General features: G+C 72.6%; 16 protein-coding genes and 2 pseudogenes. 12 read left to right on the forward strand and 6 right to left on the reverse strand.

The genetic code is table 11. The annotated features are described in order from the left end of the window. Window positions 1–68 precede the first annotated feature (68 nt). From LIV37_RS28450 to LIV37_RS28470, 5 genes and pseudogenes are all read left to right on the forward strand, one after another. Complete coding sequence (locus LIV37_RS28450; RefSeq protein WP_020870537.1) at window positions 69–2,081, forward strand: acetyl/propionyl/methylcrotonyl-CoA carboxylase subunit alpha; 2,013 nt, start codon at window positions 69–71, stop codon at window positions 2,079–2,081. A 472-nt stretch (window positions 2,082–2,553) separates the two neighbouring features. After that, window positions 2,554–3,714 carry an acyl-CoA dehydrogenase family protein gene (locus LIV37_RS28455; protein WP_020870538.1) on the forward strand — a complete coding sequence of 387 codons (1,161 nt, stop codon included), beginning with the start codon at window positions 2,554–2,556 and terminating at the stop codon, window positions 3,712–3,714. 87 nt (window positions 3,715–3,801) lie between these two features. Then, window positions 3,802–5,385, forward strand: a complete 1,584-nt coding sequence (locus tag LIV37_RS28460) for a 4-coumarate--CoA ligase family protein (protein ID WP_020870539.1) — start codon at window positions 3,802–3,804, stop codon at window positions 5,383–5,385. 203 nt (window positions 5,386–5,588) lie between these two features. Continuing rightward, window positions 5,589–6,341 (forward strand): annotated as a pseudogene (locus tag LIV37_RS28465) (enoyl-CoA hydratase family protein); the annotation flags it as partial. A gap of 191 nt (window positions 6,342–6,532) precedes the next feature. After that, window positions 6,533–7,126, forward strand: a pseudogene (locus LIV37_RS28470) (TetR/AcrR family transcriptional regulator); the annotation flags it as partial. Window positions 7,127–7,424: 298 nt separating this feature from the next. Here the strand turns inward: LIV37_RS28470 and LIV37_RS28475 are convergent. Further along, window positions 7,425–8,528, reverse strand: coding sequence for a citrate synthase 2 (locus LIV37_RS28475; RefSeq protein ID WP_020870542.1), 1,104 nt, complete (start codon window positions 8,526–8,528; stop codon window positions 7,425–7,427). Between the two features lie 354 nt (window positions 8,529–8,882). On the opposite strand from LIV37_RS28475, the gene pdxH reads away from it, so the two are divergent. After that, a complete protein-coding gene (gene pdxH, locus LIV37_RS28480; protein ID WP_243146151.1) occupies window positions 8,883–9,581 on the forward strand; it encodes a pyridoxamine 5'-phosphate oxidase in 699 nt (232 codons plus the stop codon). A 440-nt stretch (window positions 9,582–10,021) separates the two neighbouring features. After that, window positions 10,022–11,578 (forward strand): PAS domain-containing protein, encoded by a 1,557-nt coding sequence (locus LIV37_RS28485; protein WP_121824405.1) that lies wholly within the window; start codon window positions 10,022–10,024, stop codon window positions 11,576–11,578. Between the two features lie 256 nt (window positions 11,579–11,834). Here the strand turns inward: LIV37_RS28485 and LIV37_RS28490 are convergent, their stop codons facing one another. Further along, a complete protein-coding gene (locus LIV37_RS28490) occupies window positions 11,835–12,590 on the reverse strand; it encodes an SIS domain-containing protein (RefSeq protein ID WP_020870545.1) in 756 nt (251 codons plus the stop codon). Between the two features lie 152 nt (window positions 12,591–12,742). Between LIV37_RS28490 and LIV37_RS28495 the strand changes: the two genes are divergently transcribed. Beyond that, window positions 12,743–13,435: an iron-dependent transcriptional repressor DtxR gene (locus LIV37_RS28495; protein ID WP_020870546.1), complete on the forward strand. Its 693-nt coding sequence runs from the start codon at window positions 12,743–12,745 to the stop codon at window positions 13,433–13,435. Between the two features lie 890 nt (window positions 13,436–14,325). Then, window positions 14,326–15,195 (forward strand): alpha/beta fold hydrolase, encoded by an 870-nt coding sequence (locus LIV37_RS28500; RefSeq protein ID WP_020870547.1) that lies wholly within the window; start codon window positions 14,326–14,328, stop codon window positions 15,193–15,195. A gap of 119 nt (window positions 15,196–15,314) precedes the next feature. Here the strand turns inward: LIV37_RS28500 and LIV37_RS28505 are convergent, their stop codons facing one another. Beyond that, window positions 15,315–15,776, reverse strand: coding sequence for a hypothetical protein (locus LIV37_RS28505; RefSeq protein ID WP_243146150.1), 462 nt, complete (start codon window positions 15,774–15,776; stop codon window positions 15,315–15,317). A gap of 318 nt (window positions 15,777–16,094) precedes the next feature. On the opposite strand from LIV37_RS28505, the gene LIV37_RS28510 reads away from it, so the two are divergent. Then, complete coding sequence (locus LIV37_RS28510; protein ID WP_020870550.1) at window positions 16,095–17,282, forward strand: lactate 2-monooxygenase; 1,188 nt, start codon at window positions 16,095–16,097, stop codon at window positions 17,280–17,282. A gap of 178 nt (window positions 17,283–17,460) precedes the next feature. Next, window positions 17,461–17,805: an SH3 domain-containing protein gene (locus LIV37_RS28515; protein ID WP_020870551.1), complete on the forward strand. Its 345-nt coding sequence runs from the start codon at window positions 17,461–17,463 to the stop codon at window positions 17,803–17,805. Between the two features lie 98 nt (window positions 17,806–17,903). Here LIV37_RS28515 and LIV37_RS28520 read toward each other — a convergent pair whose 3' ends face one another. From LIV37_RS28520 to LIV37_RS28530, 3 genes are all read right to left on the reverse strand, one after another. After that, a complete protein-coding gene (locus LIV37_RS28520; RefSeq protein WP_020870552.1) occupies window positions 17,904–19,607 on the reverse strand; it encodes a hypothetical protein in 1,704 nt (567 codons plus the stop codon). Next, a complete protein-coding gene (locus LIV37_RS28525; RefSeq protein WP_243146149.1) occupies window positions 19,604–20,419 on the reverse strand; it encodes an ABC transporter ATP-binding protein in 816 nt (271 codons plus the stop codon). Before LIV37_RS28525 ends, LIV37_RS28520 begins: the two co-directional genes overlap by 4 nt. A 116-nt stretch (window positions 20,420–20,535) precedes the next feature. After that, on the reverse strand, window positions 20,536–21,201 hold the full coding sequence (locus LIV37_RS28530) for a bifunctional DNA primase/polymerase (protein ID WP_020870554.1): 666 nt from the start codon (window positions 21,199–21,201) through the stop codon (window positions 20,536–20,538). Between the two features lie 384 nt (window positions 21,202–21,585). Between LIV37_RS28530 and LIV37_RS28535 the strand changes: the two genes are divergently transcribed. Continuing rightward, the gene (locus LIV37_RS28535; protein WP_121824403.1) at window positions 21,586–22,983 is read left to right on the forward strand and encodes an NsdA family TPR-like regulatory protein; all 1,398 of its coding nucleotides are present in this window, start codon (window positions 21,586–21,588) and stop codon (window positions 22,981–22,983) included. Window positions 22,984–23,057: the final 74 nt, after the last annotated feature.

A 23,057-nucleotide genomic window follows, 5' to 3' on the forward strand; every position in this document is an offset into this window, starting at 1 on the left:
TTGCCCGCTTGTTCGGTCCTCTCGCGCGCTGCGTTGGTGCGGGGTGGCGGCATGGGGGTGAGGAATCCGTGATCCGTTCCCTCCTGGTCGCCAACCGCGCCGAGATAGCGCGGCGAATCGTCCGCACCTGCCGTGACCTCGGTATCGCCACCGTCGCGGTGCACTCCGACGCGGACGCCGACGCGCCCCACGCGCGCGAGGCCGACGCCGCCGTAAGGCTGCCGGGTGACGCCCCGGCCGACACCTATCTGCGCGGCGATCTCCTGGTGAAGGCCGCCCTGGCCGCCGGGGCCGACGCCGTCCACCCCGGCTATGGCTTCCTCTCCGAGCACGCGGACTTCGCGCGCGCCGTAAGGGCCGCGGGGCTCGTGTGGGTGGGGCCGCCGCCCGAGGCGATGGAGGCCATGGCCTCCAAGACCCGGGCCAAGGAGATCATGCGCAAGGCCGGTGTGCCGCTGCTGGATCCGCTCGACCCGGCCGAGGTCACCGCCGGCGATCTGCCCGTGCTGGTCAAGGCGGCGGCGGGCGGCGGCGGCCGGGGCATGCGGGTGGTGCGCGAACTGGCCGCGCTCCCCGCCGAACTCGACTCCGCCCGCGCCGAGGCGGCCTCCGCCTTCGGGGACGGCGAGATCTTCGTGGAGCCCTATATGGAGGGCGCCCGCCATGTCGAGGTCCAGGTGCTCGCCGACAACCACGGCACCGTATGGACCCTCGGCACCCGCGACTGCTCCCTCCAGCGCCGCCACCAGAAGGTCATCGAGGAGGCCCCGGCTCCCGGTCTTGAGGAGGAACTGCGGCGCACCCTGGGCGAGTCGGCGGCGAACGCGGCGCGCGCGATCGGCTACGAGGGCGCGGGCACGGTGGAGTTCCTGGTCTCGCCGTCGGGGCGGGCGTACTTCCTGGAGATGAACACCCGCCTCCAGGTCGAGCACCCGGTCACCGAGGAGATCCACGGTCTCGACCTGGTGGCGCTCCAACTGCGGATCGCGGAGGGGGAGCGACTCGACGCCGAGCCTCCGGCGCCCCGGGGGCACGCCGTCGAGGCGCGGCTGTACGCCGAGGACCCGGCGCGCGGCTGGCGGCCGCAGACGGGGATCCTGCACCGGCTGGAGGTCCCCGGGCTGCGGGTGGACTCCGGGCCGGACGGCGGGGACGCGATCGGCGTCCACTACGACCCGATGCTGGCCAAGGTCATCGCCGTGGCCCCCACCCGGGCCGAGGCGGTGCGGCGGCTGGCCCACGGGCTGGAGCGGGCCCGGATCCACGGCCCGGTGACCAACCGGGAACTGCTCGTACGGGCGCTGCGCCACCCGGAGTTCGAGGCGGGCCGCATGGACACCGGGTTCCTCGAACGCCATCTGCCCGAGCTGACCGCCGAAGCCTCCGAGAACGGTGAGGCGGTCCCGCTCGCCGCCCTCGCTGCCGCCCTGGCCGACGCGGCGCGGCGGCCGGCGACCGTGGCGGGGCGGCTGGGCGGCTGGCGCAATGTGCCCTCCCAGCCGCAACTGAGGAGCTACCGCGCCGAACCGGGCGGCACCGAGCACGAGGTGGGCTACCGCCTCACCCGTGACGGGCTGCTCGCGGAGGGCCTCCCCGACGTCCGGCTGCTGACCGTCGAGCCGGGGTGGGCCGCCGATCCGGGGCGGGACACCCAGTCAGGGCGGGCCGCCGATCCGGGACGGGCCGTCCAGCCAGGGCGGGACGCCGATCCGGCTCGGGTCGTCCTCGATGTGGCCGGGGTCCGGCGGACGTTCGAGGTGACGGCCTATGGCGACCGCCGCTATGTCGACACGCCCCAGGGCGGCCATGTGTTCACCGCGCTGCCCCGCTTCCCCGACCCCACCGCCCGCACCGAGCCCGGCTCGCTGCTGGCGCCCATGCCGGGCACGGTGGTGCGGATCGCCGAGGTGGCGGTCGGGGACCGGGTCGAGGCCGGACAGTCCCTGCTGTGGCTGGAGGCCATGAAGATGGAGCACCGCGTGACCGCGCCCGCCGCCGGGGTGCTCACCGCCCTTCACGCCGCCCCCGGCCGCCAGGTCGAGGTCGGAGCCCTGCTCGCGGTCGTGGCGGCGGGGGAGTGACCCGGCCCCGCACACCGTACGGGCCGCGCAGCTCGCACAGCCCGTATGGGCCGCACCGTCCGTATGGGCCGCGCAGCTCGCACAGCCCGTATGGGCCGCACCGCCCGTACGGGTCGCGCAGCTCGCACAGCCCGTATGGGCCGCACCGCCCGTACGGGTCGCGCAGCTCGCACAGCCCGTATGGGCCGCACCGTCCGTATGGGCCGCACCGTCCGTACGGGTCGCACCGTCCGTATGGGCCGCACCGTCCGTACGGGCCGCGCAGCTCGCACAGCCCATACGGGTCGCACCGCCCGCACACCCCTTACGGGCCGCACCGCCCGCACACCCCATACGGGCCGCACGGCCCGCGCCGGACCGTAACGGCCCGCGACGCGACGCGTCACAGCTGGACCGCGCAACGCACCGCAAGGGGTCCGTACAGCACAGCGCACATGGCCCGCACAACGCACGCACGTGGGAGGAGCCGTCCATGACCAGCCCGCACACGCCTGTGGACACCCCGGAGCGCGTGGCGCTCCGCGCCGCGGTGTCGTCCTTCGCCAAGGGACACGCCCCGGGCGGCCCCCAGGAGGGCGACGGGGCCGCCGAACTGTGGGCCGAGGCAGGAAAGCTGGGCTATCTCGGTGTCAACCTCCCCGAGGAGTACGGCGGCGGGGGCGGCGGTATCACCGAGCTGTCCATCGTCCTGGAGGAGCTGGGCGCGGCGGGCTGCCCGCTGCTCATGCTCGTCGTCTCGCCCGCCATCTGCGGCACCGTCATCGCCCGGTTCGGCACCGCCGGGCAGAAGGAGCGCTGGCTGCCCGGTCTGGCCGACGGCAGCGTCACCATGGCCTTCGGCATCACCGAGCCCGACGCCGGATCCAACTCGCACCGCATCACCACCACCGCCCGCCGGGCCGAGGGCGGCGGCTGGATACTCAACGGCCGTAAGGTCTTCATCACCGGTGTGGACAACGCCGACGCGGTCCTTATCGTCGGCCGTACGGAGGACGCCAGGACCGGGAAGCTCAAGCCCTGCCTGTTCATCGTGGAGCGCGACACCCACGGCTTCTCCCACCACCACATCCCCATGGAGCTGGCCGCCGCGGAGAAGCAGTTCGAGCTGGTGCTGGACGACGTGGCGCTGCCCGCCGACGCGCTGGTGGGCGACGAGGACGCCGGGCTGCTCCAGCTGTTCGCGGGGCTCAACCCGGAGCGCATCATGACGGCGGCGTTCGCGCTGGGCATGGGCCGCTACGCGCTCGACAAGGCCGTGAACTACGCCCGTACCCGCCAGGTGTGGAAGGAACCCATAGGCGCTCACCAGGCGATCGCCCACCCCCTCGCCCAGGCCCATATCGAACTGGAGCTGGCCCGGCTGATGATGGCGAAGGCGGCGTACCTGTACGACGAGGGCGATGACGCGGGCGCGGGCGAGGCCGCCAACATGGCGAAGTACGCGGCCGGGGAGGCCGCGGTGAGGGCCGTGGACCAGGCCGTGCACACCCTCGGCGGCAACGGTCTGACCGCCGAGTACGGGCTGGCGCGGCTGATCACGGCCGCCCGGGTGGCCCGGATCGCCCCCGTCAGCCGGGAGATGATCCTCAACTATGTCTCCCACCAGACCCTGGGCCTGCCCAAGTCGTACTGAGCGGGCACCGGGGCCGCGGAAGTCGTAGGGAGCGCGCGGGTAGGGCAGAACGGACAGGTAGGTCCATCAGAGCTGAGGGGAGCGGCCATGGTGCTGCGCAGCGAGTATCCCGATGTACCGCCCGTCGATCTGCCCATCCACGACGCCGTACTGGGGCGTGCGGCCGAGGAGTTCGGCGACCTGACCGCGCTGGTGGACGGCGTGACCGGGGCGGCCCTGAGCTATGCCGCGCTGGACCGCGCGGTGCGCCGGATCGGGGCCGCGCTGGCCGAGGCGGGGGTGAGCAAGGGCGATGTGGTGGCCCTGCACAGCCCCAACTCGATCATGTACCCACCGGCGTTCTACGGCACCACCCGCACCGGGGCCGCGGTCACCACGGTGCATCCGCTGGCCACGCCGGAGGAGTTCGCCAAGCAGCTCCGGGACGCGGCCGCGTCGTGGATCGTCACCGTCTCGGCGCTGCTGGGCGTGGCCCGGCAGGCCGCCGAACGGGCGGGCGGGATACGGGAGATCTTCGTATGCGACGAGGCGAGCGGCCATCGCTCGCTGCGCTCCATGCTGAGCGGCACCGCTCCCGAACCGGTGGTGGAGATCGACCCGGCCGAGGACATCGCCGTCCTGCCGTACTCCTCCGGCACCACCGGCACCCCCAAGGGCGTGATGCTCACCCACCGCAACGTGGCCACCAACCTCGCGCAGGTGGAGACGCTGGTGCCCAGCCGGCCGGGGGAGCGGGTGCTGGCCGTCCTGCCGTTCTTTCACAGTTACGGCCTTACAGCGCTCATGAACGCACCGCTCCGCAACGGCGGCACGGTGATCGTGCTGCCCCGCTTCGAACTCGACACCTTCCTCGCGGCGATCGAGAAACACCGCGCCCAGGCGCTCTACGTGGCCCCGCCGATCGTGCTCGCGCTCGCCAAGCACCCGGCGGTGGACGGCCATGACCTGTCGTCGGTGCGGTACGTGCTGAGCGCGGCGGCCCCGCTGGACGCCCGGCTCGCGGAGGCGTGCGCCCAGCGGCTCGGCGTACCGCCGCTGCTGCAGGCGTTCGGGATGACGGAGCTGTCCCCGGGCTCCCATCTGGTGCCGCGCGACGCGAAGAACGCCCCGCCCGGGACCGTCGGGAAGCTGCTCCCGAGCACCGAGATGCGCATCGTGGACCCGGACAGCGGTGCGGACCTGGCCGTGGGCGAGGACGGCGAGATCGTCATCCGCGGACCGCAGGTGATGAAGGGCTACCTGGGCCGCCCCGAGGACACCGACGCGATGATCGACGCCGAGGGCTGGCTGCACACCGGCGACGTCGGACATGTGGACGCGGACGGCTGGCTGTATGTGGTGGACCGGGTGAAGGAGCTGATCAAGTACAAGGGCTATCAGGTCGCCCCGGCCGACCTGGAGGCCGTGCTGCTCGCCCACGAGGCCGTCGTCGACGCCGCCGTGATCGGGGTGTCGGACGGGGCGGGCAATGAGATCCCCAAGGCGTATGTGGTGCCCAGGCCCGGCACCCGGATCTCGGAGAACGACCTGATCGCGTACGTTGCAGGACAGGTGGCCCCGTACAAGAAGGTGCGCTGTGTGGAGTTCACGGACGCCGTGCCGCGCTCGGCCACCGGCAAGATCCTCAGGCGTGAACTGCGCGCCAGGGAAAGGAGTTCGACCGCCCCATGACCGACGGCCCCACGACCGGCCCCACGACCGGCCCCACGACCGGCCCCACGACCGGCCCCATGGCCGATCGCCCGCTGACCGACGGCCCTACGGACGACGGCTCCGCGACCGACGGCCTTACGGACGACGGCTCCACGACCGGCGGCCTTACGGCCGACGGCTCCACAGCCGACGGCCCTACGGACGACGGCCTTACGGACGAGGCGCGAAAGCCGCTCGTACTGGCCGCCTTCGCGCGCGGGATCACCACCCTCACCCTGGACTCGCCGCACAACCGCAACGCCCTCTCCTCGCGCCTGGTCGCCGAGTTGCGCGAGGCGCTGGCGGCGGCCGGACGGGACGACCGGGTGCGGGCGGTGCTGCTCACCCACACCGGCACGACCTTCTGCGCGGGCGCGGATCTGAGCGAACCGCCCTCGGCGTCCGGGGCGTCCGGGCTGGTGGATCTGTTGCGGTCGATCGTGGAGCTGCCCAAGCCGGTGGTCGCCCGCGTCACCGGGCACGTACGGGCCGGTGGGCTCGGGCTGCTCGGGGCCTGCGACATCTCGGCGGCCGGGCGCGGCGCCAGCTTCGCCTTCACCGAGGCGCGGCTCGGCCTCGCCCCGGCCGTCATCTCGATGCCGCTGCTGCCCCGGCTGGACCGGCGCGCGGCGGCCCGCTACTACCTCACGGGTGAGCGGTTCGACGCCGCCGAGGCGGCCCGGATCGGGCTGGTGACGCTCGCGGACCCGGAGGGGGACCCGGACGAGGCGCTGGCGCCGGTCCTCGACGGGCTGCGCCGGGGCTCCCCGCAGGGCCTGGCCGAGTCCAAGCGGCTGGTGACCGCCGATGTGCTGCGCGCCTTCGACCGGGACGGCGAGGGGCTCGCCGCGCTGTCGGCCCGCCTCTTCGCCTCCGAGGAGGCGCGTGAGGGCATGACGTCGTTCCTGGAGCGGCGCGACCCGGCATGGCTGCGGCAGACGGCGGCCGACGCGGGGGCGATACCGGACGCGGGGGCGGCGACGGATACGGGGGCGATACCGGACGCGGGGGCGGCGACGGATACGGGGGCGATACCGGACGCGGGGGCGGCGGCCGACTCGGAGGCGGCGTCGCATGCCGCGGCCGCAGGGGAAACGGGGGCCACGGGCTCCGCCGGGGCGTCCCGATGACCCCCCGTACGGCATTGCGCGACCCCAAGCAGGACCGCAGCCGCGCCACCCGCAGGCGGCTGCTGGAGGCCGCCGTGGCCTGTCTCGCCGAGCGCGGCTGGGCCGGTTCCACGGTCGCGGTGGTCGCCGAGCGGGCCGGAGTGTCGCGGGGCGCGGCCCAGCACCACTTCCCGACCCGCGAGGACCTCTTCACGGCCGCCGTCGAGCATGTCGCCGAGGAGCGCTCGGCGGAGCTGCGCGCCCTCCCCGCCCCGCACAGGGAGGGCCGCGTCCCCGCGGTGGTCGAGGCGCTGGTCACCCTCTACACCGGCCCGCTCTTCCGGGCCGCGCTCCAGCTGTGGGTGGCGGCCTCGTACGAGGAGCAGCTGGGCGCCCGGGTGACCGCCCTGGAGGCGAAGATCGGCCGGGAGACGCATCGGATGGCGGTGGAGTTGCTGGGTGCCGACGAGTCGGTGCCGGGCGTCCGGGAGGCCGTCCAGGGCCTGCTCGACATGGGACGGGGCCTCGGCCTGGCCAATCTGCTGACGGACGACGGCCACCGCCGGGAGCGGGTGGTGGCCCAGTGGTCGCGGATCCTGGAGGGGATCCTGACCCCGAAGGACCCGGACGACTACCCGGACGACCACCCGGTTGGCGACTGCCCTGCCGACGACCACCCGGTTGGCGATCGTCCTGCCGACGACCACCCGGTTGGCGATCGTCCCGCCGACGACCGTCCTGTCAACGACCGCCCTGCCGACGACCGTCCTGCCGACGACCGTCCTGCCGACGACCGCCCCGCCGACGACCGCCCCGCCGACGACCGCCCCGCCGACGACCGTCCCGTCAACGACCGCCCTGCCGACGACCATCCCGCCCCGGCCGCCTCCTGACCCACCGCGAGCTGACCTATCGCGAGGCGGGGTCCCCGTAGCCGTCGACCTCGTGCGGGCTGCGCGCGCCGGGGCCGATGTACCGGGCCGACGGCCGCACCAGACGGCCGGTCCGCTTCTGCTCCAGGATGTGCGCGCTCCAGCCCGCCGTACGGGCGCAGGTGAACATCGAGGTGAACATGGGCGCCGGGACCTCGGCGAAGTCCAGCACGATGGCCGCCCAGAACTCCACGTTCGTCGCGAGCACCCGGTCCGGCCTGCGGCTGTGCAGCTCGTCCAGGGCGGCCCGCTCCAGTGCCTCGGCGACCTCGAAGCGCGGTGCGCCCAGCTCCTTGGCGGTGCGCCGCAGCACCCGCGCCCGCGGGTCCTCGGCGCGGTAGACCCGGTGGCCGAAGCCCATCAGGCGCTCGCCACGGTCCAGGGCCTGCTTGACGTAGCGGGTGGCGTCCCCGGTGCGCTCGATCTCCTCGATCATGCCGAGTACCCGGGAGGGCGCGCCGCCGTGCAGCGGCCCCGACATGGCGCCCACCGCCCCGGAGAGCGCGGCGGCCACGTCGGCGCCGGTGGAGGCGATGACGCGCGCGGTGAAGGTGGAGGCGTTCATGCCGTGCTCGGCCGCCGAGGTCCAGTACGCGTCGACGGCGGCCACGTGCTTGGGGTCCGGCTCACCGCGCCAGCGCCGCATGAAGCGCTCCACGATGGTTCCGGCCTTGTCGATCTCCTGCTGCGGCACCATCGGCTTCCCCTGGCCACGGGCCGACTGGGCCACGTAGGACAGGGCCATCACCGCCGCGCGCGCCAGGTCCTCACGGGCCTGCTCCGCGTCGATGTCCAGCAGCGGTTTGAGGCCCCAGACGGGCGCGAGCATGGCCAGCGCGGACTGCACATCGACCCGGACGTCCCCGGAGTGGACCGGGATGGGGAACGGCTCGGCGGCCGGCAGCCCCGGGTTGAAGGCGCCGTCGACCAGCAGACCCCAGACGTTCCCGAAGGAGATATGGCCCACCAGGTCCTCGATGTCCACGCCTCGGTAGCGGAGCGCACCGCCTTCCTTGTCGGGTTCGGCGATCTCCGTCTCGAACGCGACGACTCCTTCGAGTCCGGGTACGAAGTCGGACATCAGGCGGCTCCTCATGCTGCGGACGACGGTCGGCGGCGGACGGTGCCGGAACGGTTACGCGGCCGCCTGACACGGCTCGCGGTCCGTACCGGTCACTCCGTGATGTGCCCCGTGCGGGTGTTGGTCACCCAACCGCGGCGGGGAGTGACCTCCGGGACACGGGGGGTGGTGCCTGCCCAGGCGCCGAACGGGCGGCGCGTGGTCCGCTCAGTCTGGTGCGTGCCCTGCCCATGGGGAAGCGTGAGAAGTGGCACATCCCCTCCGGATCGCGTGAGGGTTACGGGGTGCCGGGGCGGGGGAGGGAGAGCGCTCTTCCGGGGCCGCCCGTGCGACGGACCGATGATGTTGCAAGATATGCCCGTGCCTCACGTTGACTCGGAGCCCTCGGCTTCTTCCGCGCGTACGTACGACCCGGCCGCCATGCGCGAGCACTACCGCGCGGCCGGCTTCGACGAGGCGGACCTGGCGGATGATCCGTTCCGGCAGTTCACCCGGTGGTTCGAGGACGCCGTCGGCAGCGGGCTCTTCGAACCGAACGCCATGGTCGTCTCGACGGCCGACGCGCGGGGCCGCCCCAGCTCCCGCACGGTCCTGATGAAGAGCTTCGACGAGCGCGGCTTCGTCTTCTACACCAACTACGGCTCCCGCAAGGGCCGTGAGCTGGGCGAGAACCCGCATGTCGCCCTGCTCTTCCCCTGGCACCCCATCGCCCGGCAGGTGATCGTGACGGGCATCGCGCGGCGCACCGGCCGTGACGAGACGGCGGCGTACTTCCGCACCCGGCCGCACGGCTCGCAACTGGGCGCGTGGGCGAGCTCGCAGTCCACGGTGGTGGGCTCGCGGGAGGAGCTGGACCGCTCGTACGAGGAACTGGCGGACCGCTATCCGCCGGGCGAGCAGGTGCCGGTGCCGCCGGAGTGGGGCGGGTTCCGGGTGGTGCCGGAGGCGGTGGAGTTCTGGCAGGGCCGGGAGAACCGGCTGCACGACCGGCTGCGGTACGTCCGGCCGCCCGAGGAGGAGGGCGGCTGGCGGGTGGAGCGACTGTACCCGTAGAAGGCCCGTGGAAGGCCCGTGGAACGCCTGTAGAAGGCCCGTAGAACGACCTGAGAACGCCCCGAGAACGCAGACAACCCGCGGGTCTCTCCCCTGACGCCCTGAGGCGGAAGGGGGCCGGTCGGACGTACCGGCGACCCGCGGGTCGGGTGACTGCTTGGGATTGGCCGGCCGCGCACCTCTGGTGCGCCAGTCCGGCGAATGCGCTGAGCGCGACGACGGACTGCTAGCCCGCAGTCACCTCACGCGTCCGGATTTCATACATCTGCCGAACCACCTCCCTTCTCGTGTACCGACACACTAAGAAGCCCCTCCTGCCACACACAAGCGAATTTCCGTGAGGCAACGATTTCGACGAATGCGGTGTGGCGCGCGTCACGTTCGAGTTCAATGTCCGACGTGCCCCACCACAGACAGCCACGTCCAGCAAGGGGTGTCAGGTGAGCGCTTCACAACGTTCCGAACCCGCACGTCCAGCGCGTTCCGCCCGGTCCTCGCGGGGGGTCCCGGGACAGCCGGGCGCGGCCCCGTCGGCGTCCGGCCACCCCGACTGTCCGGACGGCCCCGAGCGGCCCGACTCCGAACTGCTCGCCGCGCTGCTCGACGGGATGGACGCCGCCCTGTGCGCGTTCGACGCCGACGGCACGGTGACCCACTGGAACCACGAGGCCGAGCGCATCCTCGGGTGGACGGCGGCGGAGGCGGTCGGCCGCAAGGGGCTGGGCGGCTGGGCGGCCCGCCCGGGGGACGCCCGGGACGTCGAGGCGCGTCTTACGGAGGCCATGGGCGCCACGGGCCGCCGGGTGCACGAGTTCGCGCTGCTGACCAAGGACGGCGGCCGGGTCCTGGTCCGTACGCAGGCCTCGGGGGTGCCGGGCGCGGACGGCTGCCCGGCCGGGGTGTACTGCGCCTTCAGCGAGGTGCACGCCCAGGTCGACCTGGAGCGGTCGATCGCGCTGAGCGAGGCGCTGCTGGACGACGCGTCCTGGAACGTGGTCCTGGTCGACGCGGATCTGCGGGTGGCCGCCGTCAACGCCAACGCGGCGGGCGCGCTCCGCACCACCCGTAAGGCCGCGCCCGGACGGCCGCTGGGCGACTTCCTGGACCAGGGCGTGGAGGAGGCGGAGGCCGCGCTCCAGCACGTCCTGGCGGAGGGCGCGCCCCCGGCGCCCACCGAGCTGTGGGTGACGCTGCGGGACGCCGACGCCGACGCGGCGGACGGCCTCGAGGGCGCGGAGGGCGTGCGCTACGAACTGCTCGACGACGACGAGGCGGTGCGCGGCGAGGGCGGCGACCGGGGCGAGGCCGGGGCGGCGGCGCGGCGTCGCTGCTGGCGCAGCGGCTTCCTCCGGCTGGCCTCACCGCTCACCGAGGAACCGGCGCCGCTCGGAGTGGCCTGGATCTTCCAGGACGTGACGGAGGTGAAGGGCCAGGAGCAGGAGAGCGCCCGGATGCGCTTCCGGGGCAACCAGCTGCACCGGGCCGGGCGGGCGGCGGCCGAATGCGAGGACCCGATGGAGGCGGCCTCGGTCCACCTGGACTTCGCGCTGGCGGGCTTCGCCGACCACGCCCTGATCGACCTGGTCCTGGACCCGCCGCCGGGCGCCCCGGCCGACCGGATCCGGCTGGTCCGGGCGGCGGCCACGCCCACCGGCGCCCCCGGCCCCTGCCCGCCCGTCGTCCCGGGCGGCATCCCGCTGGCCTACCCGGAGGGCCATCCGGCACTCCAGGCGGTCGAGCGCTGCGGTTCGGTACGGGCGAGCGCGAGACGCTCGGACGAGTCGGGGGCGGCCCAGTGGGCGGCGGCCCGCAAATGGCCGGAGGGCGCGGTGCACGGCCTGTGCGCGGTGCTGCGCAGCCGCGGCCGCACCCTCGGCGTGGTCACCTTCCTGCGCACCTCCAGCCGCCGGGCCTTCGACCGGACGGACGCGACGTATGCGGAGGACGTCGCGGCCCGGGTCGCGGCCTCGGCGGACCTGGCCGTACGCAGGCGCTGACGCCGTGCTGGGCGGTGCTGGCGACGTGCTGGGTGGTGCTGACGACGTGCTTCGCGATACTGCCGCGGTGCTGGGTGGTGCTGACGACGTGCTTCGCGGTACTGCCGCGGTGCTGGGCGGTGCTGGCGACGTGCTTCGCGGTACTGCCGCCGTTCCGGGCGGTGCTGACGCCACACCTGGGACCGGCGCGCGCCCGGCGCCCACGGGGGGCACCGGGCGGTGGATCACCAGACAGTGGATCACCGGGGGCGTACCGTCACCGCCGGTAGAAGATCCGGTCCCCGTATTCGGTCATCACCTTACGGTTCCACTCGTGCCCGCCGTCCACGTTCCCCGACCTGAGCATGGGCGGCTCGATCCCGCGTTCGGCCAGTTCCCCGATCCCGGCCGCCACCATGGACTGCATGATCGCGCTCGTCACGACGGTGGACGCGGGCGCGAAGGGCGCGCCGACGCCGTCCGCCGTGAGCTCCGCGTCCCCGACCGCGATCTTGTTGTCGACGACCAGGTCGCAGTGGTCCTTGAGGAAGCCACCGGAAGGGTTGCGCGAGGTCGTGCCGGTCGCGTAGCCGACCGAGGTCACCCCGATGACCTTGACGCCGCGTTCCCGCGCGCTCATGGCCATCTCCACGGGCAGGGCGTTGCGCCCGGACAGCGAGATCACGATCAGCAGGTCCCCGGCCTGGAGCGGGCTGCTGTCGAGGACGGTGGTGGCGAGCCCGTCGACGCGTTCGAGGGCGCTGCCCAGGGTGGCGGGGACGACGTCCACGCCCACCGCGCCCGGCACCGGCAGCAGGTTCATCAGCGCGAGCCCGCCCGCGCGGTAGACGACGTCCTGCGCGGGCAGGGAGGAGTGTCCGGCGCCGAACGTGAAGAGGCGGCCGCCCGCGGCGACCGTATCGGCGATCAGGGTGCCCGCCGCGGCGATATGCTCGCCCTCCTCGTCCCGCACCTGCCGCAGCAGGCCGATGGCCGCGTCGAAGAATTGCCCGGCCGGTTTGGACTCGCTCATCAACGCGTCGCCTTCCCTGTGGGGGGTTTCGATCATGACGCTGTGAATAGCAGCCCGGTCCCTTGCGGCGGAAGGGGCCGACTCGGCCCCGTTGTCGGTGGGATGCGTCAGAATTGGTTGAGGGCCACCGCACGACACTTCGAGGGGCACGCATGTCCGGACTGATCGACACCACGGAGATGTATCTCCGCACCATCCTCGAGCTCGAGGAGGAGGGCGTGGTCCCCATGCGCGCCCGGATCGCGGAGCGGCTCGAGCAGAGCGGTCCGACGGTCAGCCAGACAGTGGCGCGGATGGAGCGCGATGGGCTGGTCACGGTCGCGGGCGACCGCCACCTGGAGCTGACCGAGGAGGGCCGCCGGCTGGCCACGCGCGTGATGCGCAAGCACCGGCTCGCGGAGTGCCTGCTCGTGGATGTGATCGGGCTGGAGTGGGAGCAGGTCCACGCCGAGGCGTGCCGCTGGGAGCATGTGATGAGCGAGGCGGTGGAGCGGCGGGTGCTGGAGCTGCTCCGCCATCCGACCGAGTCGCCGTACGGAAACCCGATTCCGGGCCTGGAGGAGCTGGGCGAGAAGGCCGAGGCCGATCCGTTCCTGGATGAGTCCATGGTGAGCCTGCGTGAGCTGGAGCCGGGTTCGGAGGGCAAGACGGTGGTGGTGCGCCGCATCGGCGAGCCCATCCAGGCCGACGCCCAGGTGATGTACACGCTGCGGCGGGCCGGGGTGCAGCCGGGCTCCGTGGTGAGCGTCACCGAGTCGCCGGGCGGGGTGCTGGTCGGCAGCAGTGGTGAGGCGGCGGAGCTGGAGGCGGAGATCGCCTCGCATGTCTTCGTGGCCAAGCGCTGACGCTCCCTGACCTCGTTTTACTGCAGCGCGGTGGCTTGGCTTCCCGGCAGCGTGCTGGCCTGGCTTCCTGGCAGCGCGCTGGCTGGGCAGCCAGGCTTCCCGGCAGCGTGCTGGCCTGGCTTCCTGGCAGCGCGCTGGCTGGGCAGCCAGGCTTCCCGGCAGCGTGCTGGCCTGGCTTCCTGGCAGCGCGGTGGCTTGGCTTCCCGGCAGCGTGCTGGCCTGGCTTCCTGGCAGCGCGCTGGCTGGGCAGCCAGGCTTCCCGGCAGCGTGCTGGCCTCGCTTCCGGGCACCGCGTCGGCTTGGCTTCCTGGCAGCGCGCTGACCTCGCCTCTCAACACCGCGCGAATACACCCCCGCACAACCTCCCGCGCCTCGACACGCTGACCGATACACCCGGTTCAAGTCATTCGGCCGTCACGACCTGCGACGACGGATTTTCCCGATACCGGAGTCGACAGAAACCGAGCGGGCCGGGCCGCCGCGTGCGACGCTGTCGCTGACGCTCGGATCGTCAGGGGAGGGGGTCCGGTGGGCCCGATGGGCTGTGCCGCCGAGGGGGTGTTCTTGAGCGGGGGCCCCGGTGCCGTCAGGTGCCGGGGCCCCGCTTCCCCATGTCCCCCCGCTGGGCCCCGGGCCGCACGGACCGCGCGAACGCGACCGGTGCGACCCGGGGCCCTGATGACCCGGAGCCCCGAGCTCCCAGGGTCGTCCCCCGCGGACTCCCTTCCCCGAGCAGTCCGCCTCCCGCTAGCTGTCTCCCCAGGGCGCAGACGATCAATCCCCGAGCACGGTCACTCGAACGAGGGGTGTTGGACGGCAATGCCCCCGTGTTCGAATATGAGTTCGATACTGTGAGGGTGTTCGAGAGAGGGTTGGAGGTGCCAGACCGCATGGTGCGACGTATCGAAGTGAGCGGGGCCGGCGGCGTGCGGCTCGCCGCCTGGGAGTTCACCGATCCGCCCAAGGCAGGCGCTGGCCGCGAGGGAGCGCGGGGTCCCGGAGTGCTGTTGCTCCATGGGCTGCTGGGCCGGGCCGCCCACTGGGCGGAGACGGCCCGCTGGCTCTCCACCCGCTATCGGGCGGTCGCCCTCGACCAGCGCGGCCACGGCCGCAGCCAGAAGCCGGCCGAGGGACCGTTCGGCCGCTCCACCTATGTGGACGACGCCGAGGCGGCCGTGGAGCAGCTCGGCCTCGCCCCCGTGACCCTGATCGGCCATGCCATGGGCGCCCTCACCGCCTGGCAGCTCGCCGCCCGCCGCCCCGATCTCGTCCGGGCGCTGGTCATCTGCGATATGCGGGCCTCGGCCCTCGGCGCCGCCTCGCAGCGCGAGTGGGCCGAGTGGTTCCGCTCCTGGCCGGTGCCGTTCGCCACGCTCGCCGATGTGCGCAAGTGGTTCGGTGAGGACGATCCGACGCTGGAGCGGCCGAATCCGCCCCGGGGTGACTTCTTCGCGGAGGTCATGGCCGAGCGTTCGGACGGCTGGCGCCCGGCGTTCTCCTGCCGCCAGATGCTGAAGGTCCGTGACTCCTGGGTCTATGACGCCCATTGGGAGGAGCTGGCTCTGGTCGAGTGCCCCACCCTGGTCGTGCGCGGGCTGGACGGTGAGCTGGGCCGCGCGGAGGCGCAGGAGATGGTCCGCGTGCTGCCTCGGGGGCAGTATGCGGAGGTGGTGGACGCGGGCCATCTCGTCCACTACGACCAGCCGGACGGCTGGCGCCGCGCCGTGGAGCCCTTCCTGGCCTCGGTCCTGCCCGTTTAGGGGCACAGTGGCCCTGCGGAGGCCCGACCCCGGTGATGCGGCGCCCGGTTGAGGAGGCCCCGTTCAGGACCTCCCGTTCAGAGGGGCCCGTTCAGAGGGGCCCGTTCAGAGCGTCCCGTTCAGAACCTCCAGACGAACGGCTCGCCGCCGATCTCCGTCCACATGACCTCGACCGACCTCGCCCGCGCGGGGATCAGGAAGGTGTTGCAGAGCAGATGGCTCTGCCCGCTCCTCCAGTTCTTGATCTCATCCGAGTCCGCGCATCCCTTGGGCCGTCCGGCATCGCCGCCGGTGACCTTCGCTCCCCGCCGCCCGTCCGCGTACACCTCGGCGTAGTCCCCGACCCGTGGATACTCGTTCACCGTCGCCCCGCGCAGATGGGTGTACTTCACATAGGCCACCGCGGGCACCTTGCCCTCGGCGTCCGCCGGGTTGGACACCAGCGCCTTCGCCTCGGCCGCCGTGCCGATGTCGACCTTCTGTGCCGCGATCCGATAGGTGGGCTCGACCCCGGTGTCCTCCTTGAACGCGCGCGTGGCGGCCTGGCCCGGCTGGAGCGGCGGCTCACCTTCCGATCGCATACCGACCTTCTGCGCACCGCTCTGGTGACCATCGGTGACACCCGAGCGGGAAGTGTGGCGTGCGTTCTCGGATGTATCGCCCTTTTCGCCGAATGGTCCGCACGCGGTCAGGGCGAGAGCCAGTACGGCAACGGGCGCGCCGGCACGCAGCCACGTTGTCTTGGTCAGCGGCAAGTGGAACTCCAATGCGGGAACGTGGCCTCATCGCGTTCCGGTGTGATCCCTTGAACGCGATCGACGGTTCGTTGATCCTACGAGTCCTCTACTCCCTTACAGCAATGGGAAATTGACCAGTAATGGACAGGTGAAGGGAAGCACATGATCGGTGGCGACAGCACGGAACCGGAACCCGGCAAGGACTGGGCGGCATTTCAGTACGAGATCTATCTGAACGGGATGACCGGCACCGTTCCCCGGCTTCCCGCCGATCTCACCCGGCTCGAGGAACTGGCCGAGGCGCGGCTGGGGCCGGGGCCGGTGGGCTATGTGGCGGGCAGTGCGGGCAGCGGCAGCACCGAGCGGGCCAACCGGGCCGCGCTGGACCGGCATCGGATCGTGCCGCGGATGCTCCGTGACGTACGGCGGCGGAATCTGTCGGTCGAGCTGTTCGGCACCCGGCTGCCCGCGCCGCTCGCGCTCGCGCCGATCGGGGTGCTGTCGATCATGCACCCGGAGGCCGAGTGCGCGGCGGCGCGGGCCGCCGCGGCGCAGGGCGTGCCGTTCATTCTCTCCTCCGCGTCCAGTACGCCCATGGAGCGGGTGGCGGAGGCGATGGGAGACGGTGAGCGGTGGTTCCAGCTCTACTGGGGCAAGGACCGCGAGGTCACCAGGAGCTTTCTGAGCCGGGCCAAGTCCTGTGGTTTCACGGCCCTGGTGGTCACCCTCGACACCCCGCTGCTGGCCTGGCGGCCGCGCGATCTCGACCAGGCGTATCTGCCGTTCCTGCACGGTGTGGGCACGGCCAACTACTTCACCGATCCGGCGTTCCAGGCCGGGCTCGCCAAGCCGGTCCACGAGGACCGGGACGCCGCGGTGCTGCACTTTGTGCAGCTGTTCGGCGACCCCGGGAAGACCTGGGACGACCTGGTGTTCCTGCGCGAGCACTGGGACGGCCCGATCGTGCTGAAGGGCGTGCTGCACCCCGATGACGCCCGGCGCGCGGCGGACGCGGGGATGGACGGTGTCGTCGTGTCCAACCACGGCGGCCGGCAGGTGGGCGGCTCGATCGGGGCGGCCGACGCGCTGCCGGGGGTGGTGGAGTCGGTCGGCGACCGGCTGGCGGTGCTCTTCGACAGTGGAGTGCGCACCGGTGACGATGTGTTCAAGGCGCTCGCCCTCGGCGCCCGCGCGGTGCTGCTGGGGCGGCCGTACGCCTATGGGCTCGGGCTGGACGGGCAGCCGGGGGTGGAGCATGTGATCCGCGCGCTGCTGGCCGAGTTCGAGCTGACGCTGGTGCTGTCGGGCCATACCGATGCCGCGGGGCTCAGCCCGGAGGCGCTCGGCTGACAATTCCCTTCGGCTTTCAACTTGTCAGCCGCACCCGGCCGCCAACTTGTCGGCTACACCGGTCCATCGGCGACTCGCCGAGCGGCCGTTGGGGTTTTACCGGGTCCTCAGCCTCCGGATTGACGGGTGCTACGCTCCTTGGCGCGCAATGAATTAACTGATCATGGGGGGTGGTCGCGTGAAGATCAAACGTAAAGCCTCGGTGGTCGTGCTCTCGGCGGCGCTGATGCTGGGCGGTTCCGTCGCCCTGGCGCCATCGGCGTCGGCGGTGGGGTCATCGGCGTGTCAGTTCAATTCCCCGGATGTCAATTTCAAGGTCTCGACCAGTGGCGCGAGATTCCGCACCGGACCGGGAAAGCGGTACCGCGCTATAGGGACGCTTTACCGAGGGGATTCCTTCCGGTACTTCTGCCGCACCCGGGGCTTTGAGAACAGCTGGTCCTACGGGAAGATCCTCAAGCGGACCACGACCGGAATTCATGCCGGGACCAGAGGCTGGGTGTACAGCAAGTACCTCGACTAGCCGGAACGTTACGGCAGTTGGGTACCCGGCGGGGCGGGGGCTCGCCCCGGCCCCGCCGTCCGTGTCCGGCCCCGCCGCGCGCGCAGGTGCCGGCGTCGTCACCCCTTGCTGACCGCCGCCAGGATCTCCGGGAGCCGCGCCGCGACCCGCGGCGCCGCCACCCGCAGGCCGGTCTCCGCGATGGCCGCGCCGTACACCGTGCCCAGCGGGAACACCACCCACAGCAAGCCGTGCGTCCCGGAGACATGCAGCCAGATCGTCAGGCCCAGCACCGGCGCGCAGAGCACGGAACCCACGACTATCCCGCCGAGGATGCTGATCCAGGCGATCCCCGCCTGCCCCGGGACGACGTTCTTGTAGCCGCTGTCCTGCGGAATGGAGTACGGGGCCAGCACCGAGGTCAGGGCGCCGGTCGCCAGCATCGAGCCGAGCAGCGCCAGGGCGATTCCGAGTGCCTCCGGGGCGGCGGACCAGTTCTTCAGGACGGCGGCGCAGCCGAGCACCGCCACCGCGACGTACGGCACCGCCACCAGGAGCAGCGCCAGCGCACGGCCCCGCAGCTCCAGATAGGCGTCGCGGGGCGAGGAGATCGTCTGCGCGACCATCCAGAAGGCGGAGGTGTCCTGGCCGAACTGGTTGTACATCAGCATGCCGAGCATCCCCGACGCCCAGCAGGCCCAGTAGATCGAGCCGTTGCCCTGGGCCGCGGTGATGAAGGGGAGCAGCAGACCGACGCCCAGCGAGGTGACCCATGCCGACTTGGTCTTCGGGTCCCGTACGGCATAGCGCAGCGTGCGCAGCAGCACCGTGCCGGTGCGGCCGGAGGGCAGCAGCCGGGCGAACGGGCCCGAGGCGTCCGGGGTGTCCGGGGTGTCCGGGGTGTCGGCCGCGCCGGAGGACCGGCGCTCGCGCGGCGCCGGCGCCTGGATCGTGGAGGCGTCCGGCGTGGTCATCAGATGGGTGAGGGTGCCCCGCCACCACCACATCAGCAGCGCCAACGCCGCGAGGGTGAGCGCGAACTGGGCCGCGGCAACCCCGTAGGCGCCGTCGCTCACGCCCTGGACGGCGTCCACCGCCGCCGCGGGCGGCACCCAGCGCAGCACCGCGGCGGCCGGTTCCAGCACGGACAGGCCGTTCTTACCGCCGAGCTGCTGGGCCCCGAGGTTCACGAACTGCGCGCCGATCGCCACGAACAGACCGCTGAGCACCGCCATATCGCGGCCCTTACGGCTGGTGAGGAGGCGGGTGTTGGCCGTGGCGACGGCGCGGGCCAGCGCCACGCACACCAGCACCGTCAGCACCACGGCCACGGCGCCCGCCGCCGCGGCGGCCGCCCCGTGCGCGACGGCGATCGCCGAACCGGCCACCAGGGTCAGGGTGAACAGCGGGCCGATGCCGATCAGCGAGGACACCAGCAGTGCGGTGATCAGCGAGCGCGGCCGCAGCGGCAGCATCACCAGCCGGGTCGGGTCGAGGGTCTCGTCGCCGCCGGGGAAGAACAGCGGCATCACCGTCCAGCCGAGGGCGAGTACCGCCGTCAGCAGCGTGACGAGCGCGTCGACGTGGTTCGTACCGCGCAGCAGCACCAGGCCGAGCAGTTGCAACGCGGCGAACAGCATGGCCAGCACCAGCGAGGTGATGTACGCGGCCCGCCGGCCGCCGGACTGGCGCAGCCCGTTGCGCAGCAGCGCCAGCTTCAGCGAGACGAAGACGGGGGTGGGGGAGCCGGTGGGGACCGTGGGCGGTGCGGGAGCCGCGGTGCCGAGCGGGCCCTTGGCGTCGAGCGGGTCGGTGAGCGTCATCGGGCGCCGCCGCCCAGCCAGTCGAGGCTCTGGCCCGCCTCGCGCCGGTTGGCGCCGACCAGTTCCAGGAAGGCGTCCTGCAGGGAGGGCGCGTCGCCCCGCACCTCGGCCAGCGGGCCATGGGCCCGGATCCGCCCGCTCGCGATCACCGCCACCCAGTCGCACAGCGACTCCACCAGCTCCATGACATGGCTGGAGAAGACGACGGTCGCGCCGGAGCGGGTGTAGCGCTCCAGGACGCCGCGGATGGTCTGGGCGGATACCGGGTCGACGCCCTCGAAGGGCTCGTCGAGGAAGAGGACTTCGGGGTTGTGGAGCAGCGCGGCGGCCAGTCCGATCTTCTTCCGCATACCGGTGGAGTAGTCGATGACCAGCTTGCTCTGGGAGCCCGCGAGATCGAGGACGTCCAGCAGCTGGGTGGCGCGCCGGTCGATCTCCGCGCCGGGCAGCCCGCGCAGCCGGCCGGTGTAGGTGAGCAGCTCCCGGCCGGAGAGCCGCTCGAACATCCGCAGCCCCTCGGGCAGCACCCCGATCCGCGCCTTGACCTCGACCGGGTCCCGCCAGACGTCATGGCCGCCGATCTCCACGGTCCCCTTGTCGGGGCGCAGCAGGCCGGTGATCATCGAAAGCGTGGTGGTCTTACCGGCGCCGTTGGGTCCGACGAGTCCGATGAACTGCCCGGCGGGCAGCTCCAGATCGATCCCGGCGACCGCGACCTGCTCCCCGTAACGCTTCCACAGGCCGCTCACCCGCACGGCTGCGGCCCGGGACGACTGTGGCTGTGTGCTGTCTGCTGCTTGCTCCTGCGGCACCGGCTTACCCCGTTTTCCCGTGGGACGTGTCCCACTGACGTATCACGCGGGGGCCGGTCACGACGCCCCCGCCGTCGCTCCACGATAGGGGCCGTCCCGGGGAGCCCTTCGGGGTGTCAGCGGCGCTCGCGGCCGCAGGCGTAGGCCAGGGCGCTCACCAGCTCTTCCGCGTCGGGCAGCCAGCGGTTGGCGGCGGTGGGCCGCCGGGCCCACTGGATCGGGCCGCGCACGCCCACCCGGGTCGGCGGCGCGACCACGTAGTCGCCCTCGCCGCGGGCGGTCAGGTCGATCGAATTCGGCGGCCAGCCCAGGTTCCGCACCAGGTCGGGGACCTTGGCGGCGGCGCCGGGGAGGACGAAGAAGAGCATCCGGCGCCCGGGGGTGCAGGTGACCGGGCCCAGCTCGACCTGGCGGCGCTCCATGCGGGCGAGCGCCAGACAGCCCGCGGACTCCGGGACGTCGAGCGCGTCGAAGGTGCGGCCGGTGGGCAGCAGGATGGAGGCGCGCGGCGTCCTGGCCCACATGCGGCGGATCACGACCGCGCTGCCGGTGGCCTGGTTCACCCAGTCCCGGCCGGTCGGATGGGCGCCGGGGGCCGGGCAGTCGGCGGCTCCGCAGGAGCAGCGCTCCACTCCGTCCAGGGCCTCGAGCCAGGCGCCGGAGAGCACGTCCCAGCGCCGCTCCTCGGCGTATCGCACCGCCGTGTCGCGCAGCTGCTCCCCGCGCTGCTGAGGGATCTGCGGGGTTCCCGCGGGGAACCGCGTTGGTCCTGTCACGTCCATGGTCTCTTCCACGCACAGGACAACTTCCGCCGTCAACGAGAGTTACGGCCGGGCCCCCGCACGGGCGGTGCCGTCGGGGGTCCGGGGTGCGCGGTGACGGCACGGCGGGGCGCATGGGTGCACGGGCGGGGGCGCGTGTGGGGTTGCGGCTCCGTAAGCGGGTAGCCACCATGCGTGACGGGCGTGCGAGTGTCCGGCGGCCATGCCGCGGCGCCAGGGGGAGGGCGGTCCCGGACTCGGATCGGCGCCGTACGCGAACGGTGCGGTCTATGCGGTCAATACGGGCAAGTTCCGCATTCGCCGTATACCTGCGATATCTGCGGGGCATCACTCAGCAACAGAACGGATACGCCGAGAACGCAAGCAGTCACTGGGGGTAATGTCATGGCCGCTAGGCCGCTTGTGGCGCGGCAGCCGAACGAACGGCTGCAGGCGCTCATCCAGGAAGCCGGCTGCTCCAACGCCGGATTGGCGCGCAGGGTCAATATGTGCGGCGCCGAGCACGGTCTCGATCTGCGGTACGACAAGACGTCGGTGGCCCGTTGGCTGCGTGGCCAGCAGCCACGGGGCCGGGCGCCGGGCATCATCGCCGAGGCGCTCGGCCGCAAGCTCGGCCGTACGGTCACGATCGACGAGATCGGCATGGCCAACGGCAAGAACCTCGCCTCCGGGGTCGGTCTGCAGTTCTCGCCCACCGTCCTCGGCGCGATAGAGCAGGTCTGCGAGTTGTGGCGCAGCGATGTGGGGCGCCGCGACTTCCTCAGCGGCTCGACGGTCGCCGCCTCGGCGCTGGTCGAGCCCAGCCGCGACTGGCTGATCACCGGTGCGGACGTCCAGGTGGCGCGCAGCGCGGGCGCCCGGGTGGGGCGGTCCGACGTCGCGGCGGTGCGGGCCACGACGGACGCGCTCGTCGACCTGGACCACCGCTACGGCAGCGGCCACGTGCGTCCCGTCGTCGTCCACTATCTGAACAGCGTGGTCTCCGGGCTGCTGGCCGGCTCGTACACCGAGGCGGTAGGGCGTGAACTGTTCGCGGCCGTCGCGCGGTTGACGGAGCTGGCCGGATATATGGCGGTCGACACCGGTCAGTCCGGTCTCGCCCAGCGCTACTACATCCAGGCGCTGCGGCTCGCCCAGGCCGCCGGGGACCGGGGCTACGGCGGCTATGTGCTCGCCGCCAGCATGAGCCATCTCGCCGCCCAGCTGGGCAATCCCCGGGAGATCGCCCAGCTGGCGAAGGCCGCGCAGGAGGGCGCGCGGGGCCAGGTGCCGCCGCGTGCCGAATCGATGTTCCTGGCGGCCGAGGCGCGCGGCCACGCCCTGATGGGGGACGCGCGGGCCTGTCAGTCCTCGGCCGGGCGGGCGCTGGACGCCATGGAGCGGGCGGTGGGCAGCGGTTCGGGCTCCGTCACGGGCGACGAACCCAACTGGATCCGCCACTTCGACCACGCCTATCTCGCCGATGAGCTGGCCCACTGTCACCGCGACCTGGGCCAGGCCGAGCAGGCCCGGCGGCGCGCCGAGGAGGCCCTGGAGGGCCATCCGGAGGGGCGGGTGCGGCGGCGGGCGATCGGGCTGCTGCTGCTGGCCACCGCGCATGTGCAGCAGCGCGAGGTGGAGCAGGCGTGCCATGTGGGCACCCAGGCGGTGGATCTGCTGGGCACGCTGCGGTCCAACCGGGGCGCGGAGTATCTGGACGACTTCCAGCAGCGGTTGGAGCCGTACCGGGACGAGCCGGTGGTGCGGGAGTTCGGGGCGCGGCTCCAGGTGCAGGTGGCCTGAGGCCCGCCTTGAGGCTCGGCTTGAGACTTCTCCCGGGTGTGGGGGCGTTGAGCGGTGTGGGCGCTACAGGTGTG

The sequence above is a fragment of the Streptomyces rapamycinicus NRRL 5491 genome (assembly GCF_024298965.1).
In the GTDB taxonomy this organism is placed as follows: domain Bacteria; phylum Actinomycetota; class Actinomycetes; order Streptomycetales; family Streptomycetaceae; genus Streptomyces; species Streptomyces rapamycinicus.

What these genes read in the sequence shown, in the direction of transcription:
- LIV37_RS28520 (WP_020870552.1), bottom strand. Translation starts at nt 19,607, where the DNA reads ATGACGCTCACCGACCCGCTCGACGCCAAGGGCCCGCTCGGCACCGCG.
- pdxH (WP_243146151.1), top strand. Translation starts at nt 8,883, where the DNA reads ATGCCCGTGCCTCACGTTGACTCGGAGCCCTCGGCTTCTTCCGCGCGT.
- LIV37_RS28455 (WP_020870538.1), top strand. Translation starts at nt 2,554, where the DNA reads ATGACCAGCCCGCACACGCCTGTGGACACCCCGGAGCGCGTGGCGCTC.
- LIV37_RS28505 (WP_243146150.1), bottom strand. Translation starts at nt 15,776, where the DNA reads ATGCGATCGGAAGGTGAGCCGCCGCTCCAGCCGGGCCAGGCCGCCACG.
- LIV37_RS28500 (WP_020870547.1), top strand. Translation starts at nt 14,326, where the DNA reads ATGGTGCGACGTATCGAAGTGAGCGGGGCCGGCGGCGTGCGGCTCGCC.
- LIV37_RS28490 (WP_020870545.1), bottom strand. Translation starts at nt 12,590, where the DNA reads ATGAGCGAGTCCAAACCGGCCGGGCAATTCTTCGACGCGGCCATCGGC.
- LIV37_RS28460 (WP_020870539.1), top strand. Translation starts at nt 3,802, where the DNA reads ATGGTGCTGCGCAGCGAGTATCCCGATGTACCGCCCGTCGATCTGCCC.
- LIV37_RS28530 (WP_020870554.1), bottom strand. Translation starts at nt 21,201, where the DNA reads ATGGACGTGACAGGACCAACGCGGTTCCCCGCGGGAACCCCGCAGATC.
- LIV37_RS28535 (WP_121824403.1), top strand. Translation starts at nt 21,586, where the DNA reads ATGGCCGCTAGGCCGCTTGTGGCGCGGCAGCCGAACGAACGGCTGCAG.
- LIV37_RS28475 (WP_020870542.1), bottom strand. Translation starts at nt 8,528, where the DNA reads ATGTCCGACTTCGTACCCGGACTCGAAGGAGTCGTCGCGTTCGAGACG.
- LIV37_RS28495 (WP_020870546.1), top strand. Translation starts at nt 12,743, where the DNA reads ATGTCCGGACTGATCGACACCACGGAGATGTATCTCCGCACCATCCTC.
- LIV37_RS28510 (WP_020870550.1), top strand. Translation starts at nt 16,095, where the DNA reads ATGATCGGTGGCGACAGCACGGAACCGGAACCCGGCAAGGACTGGGCG.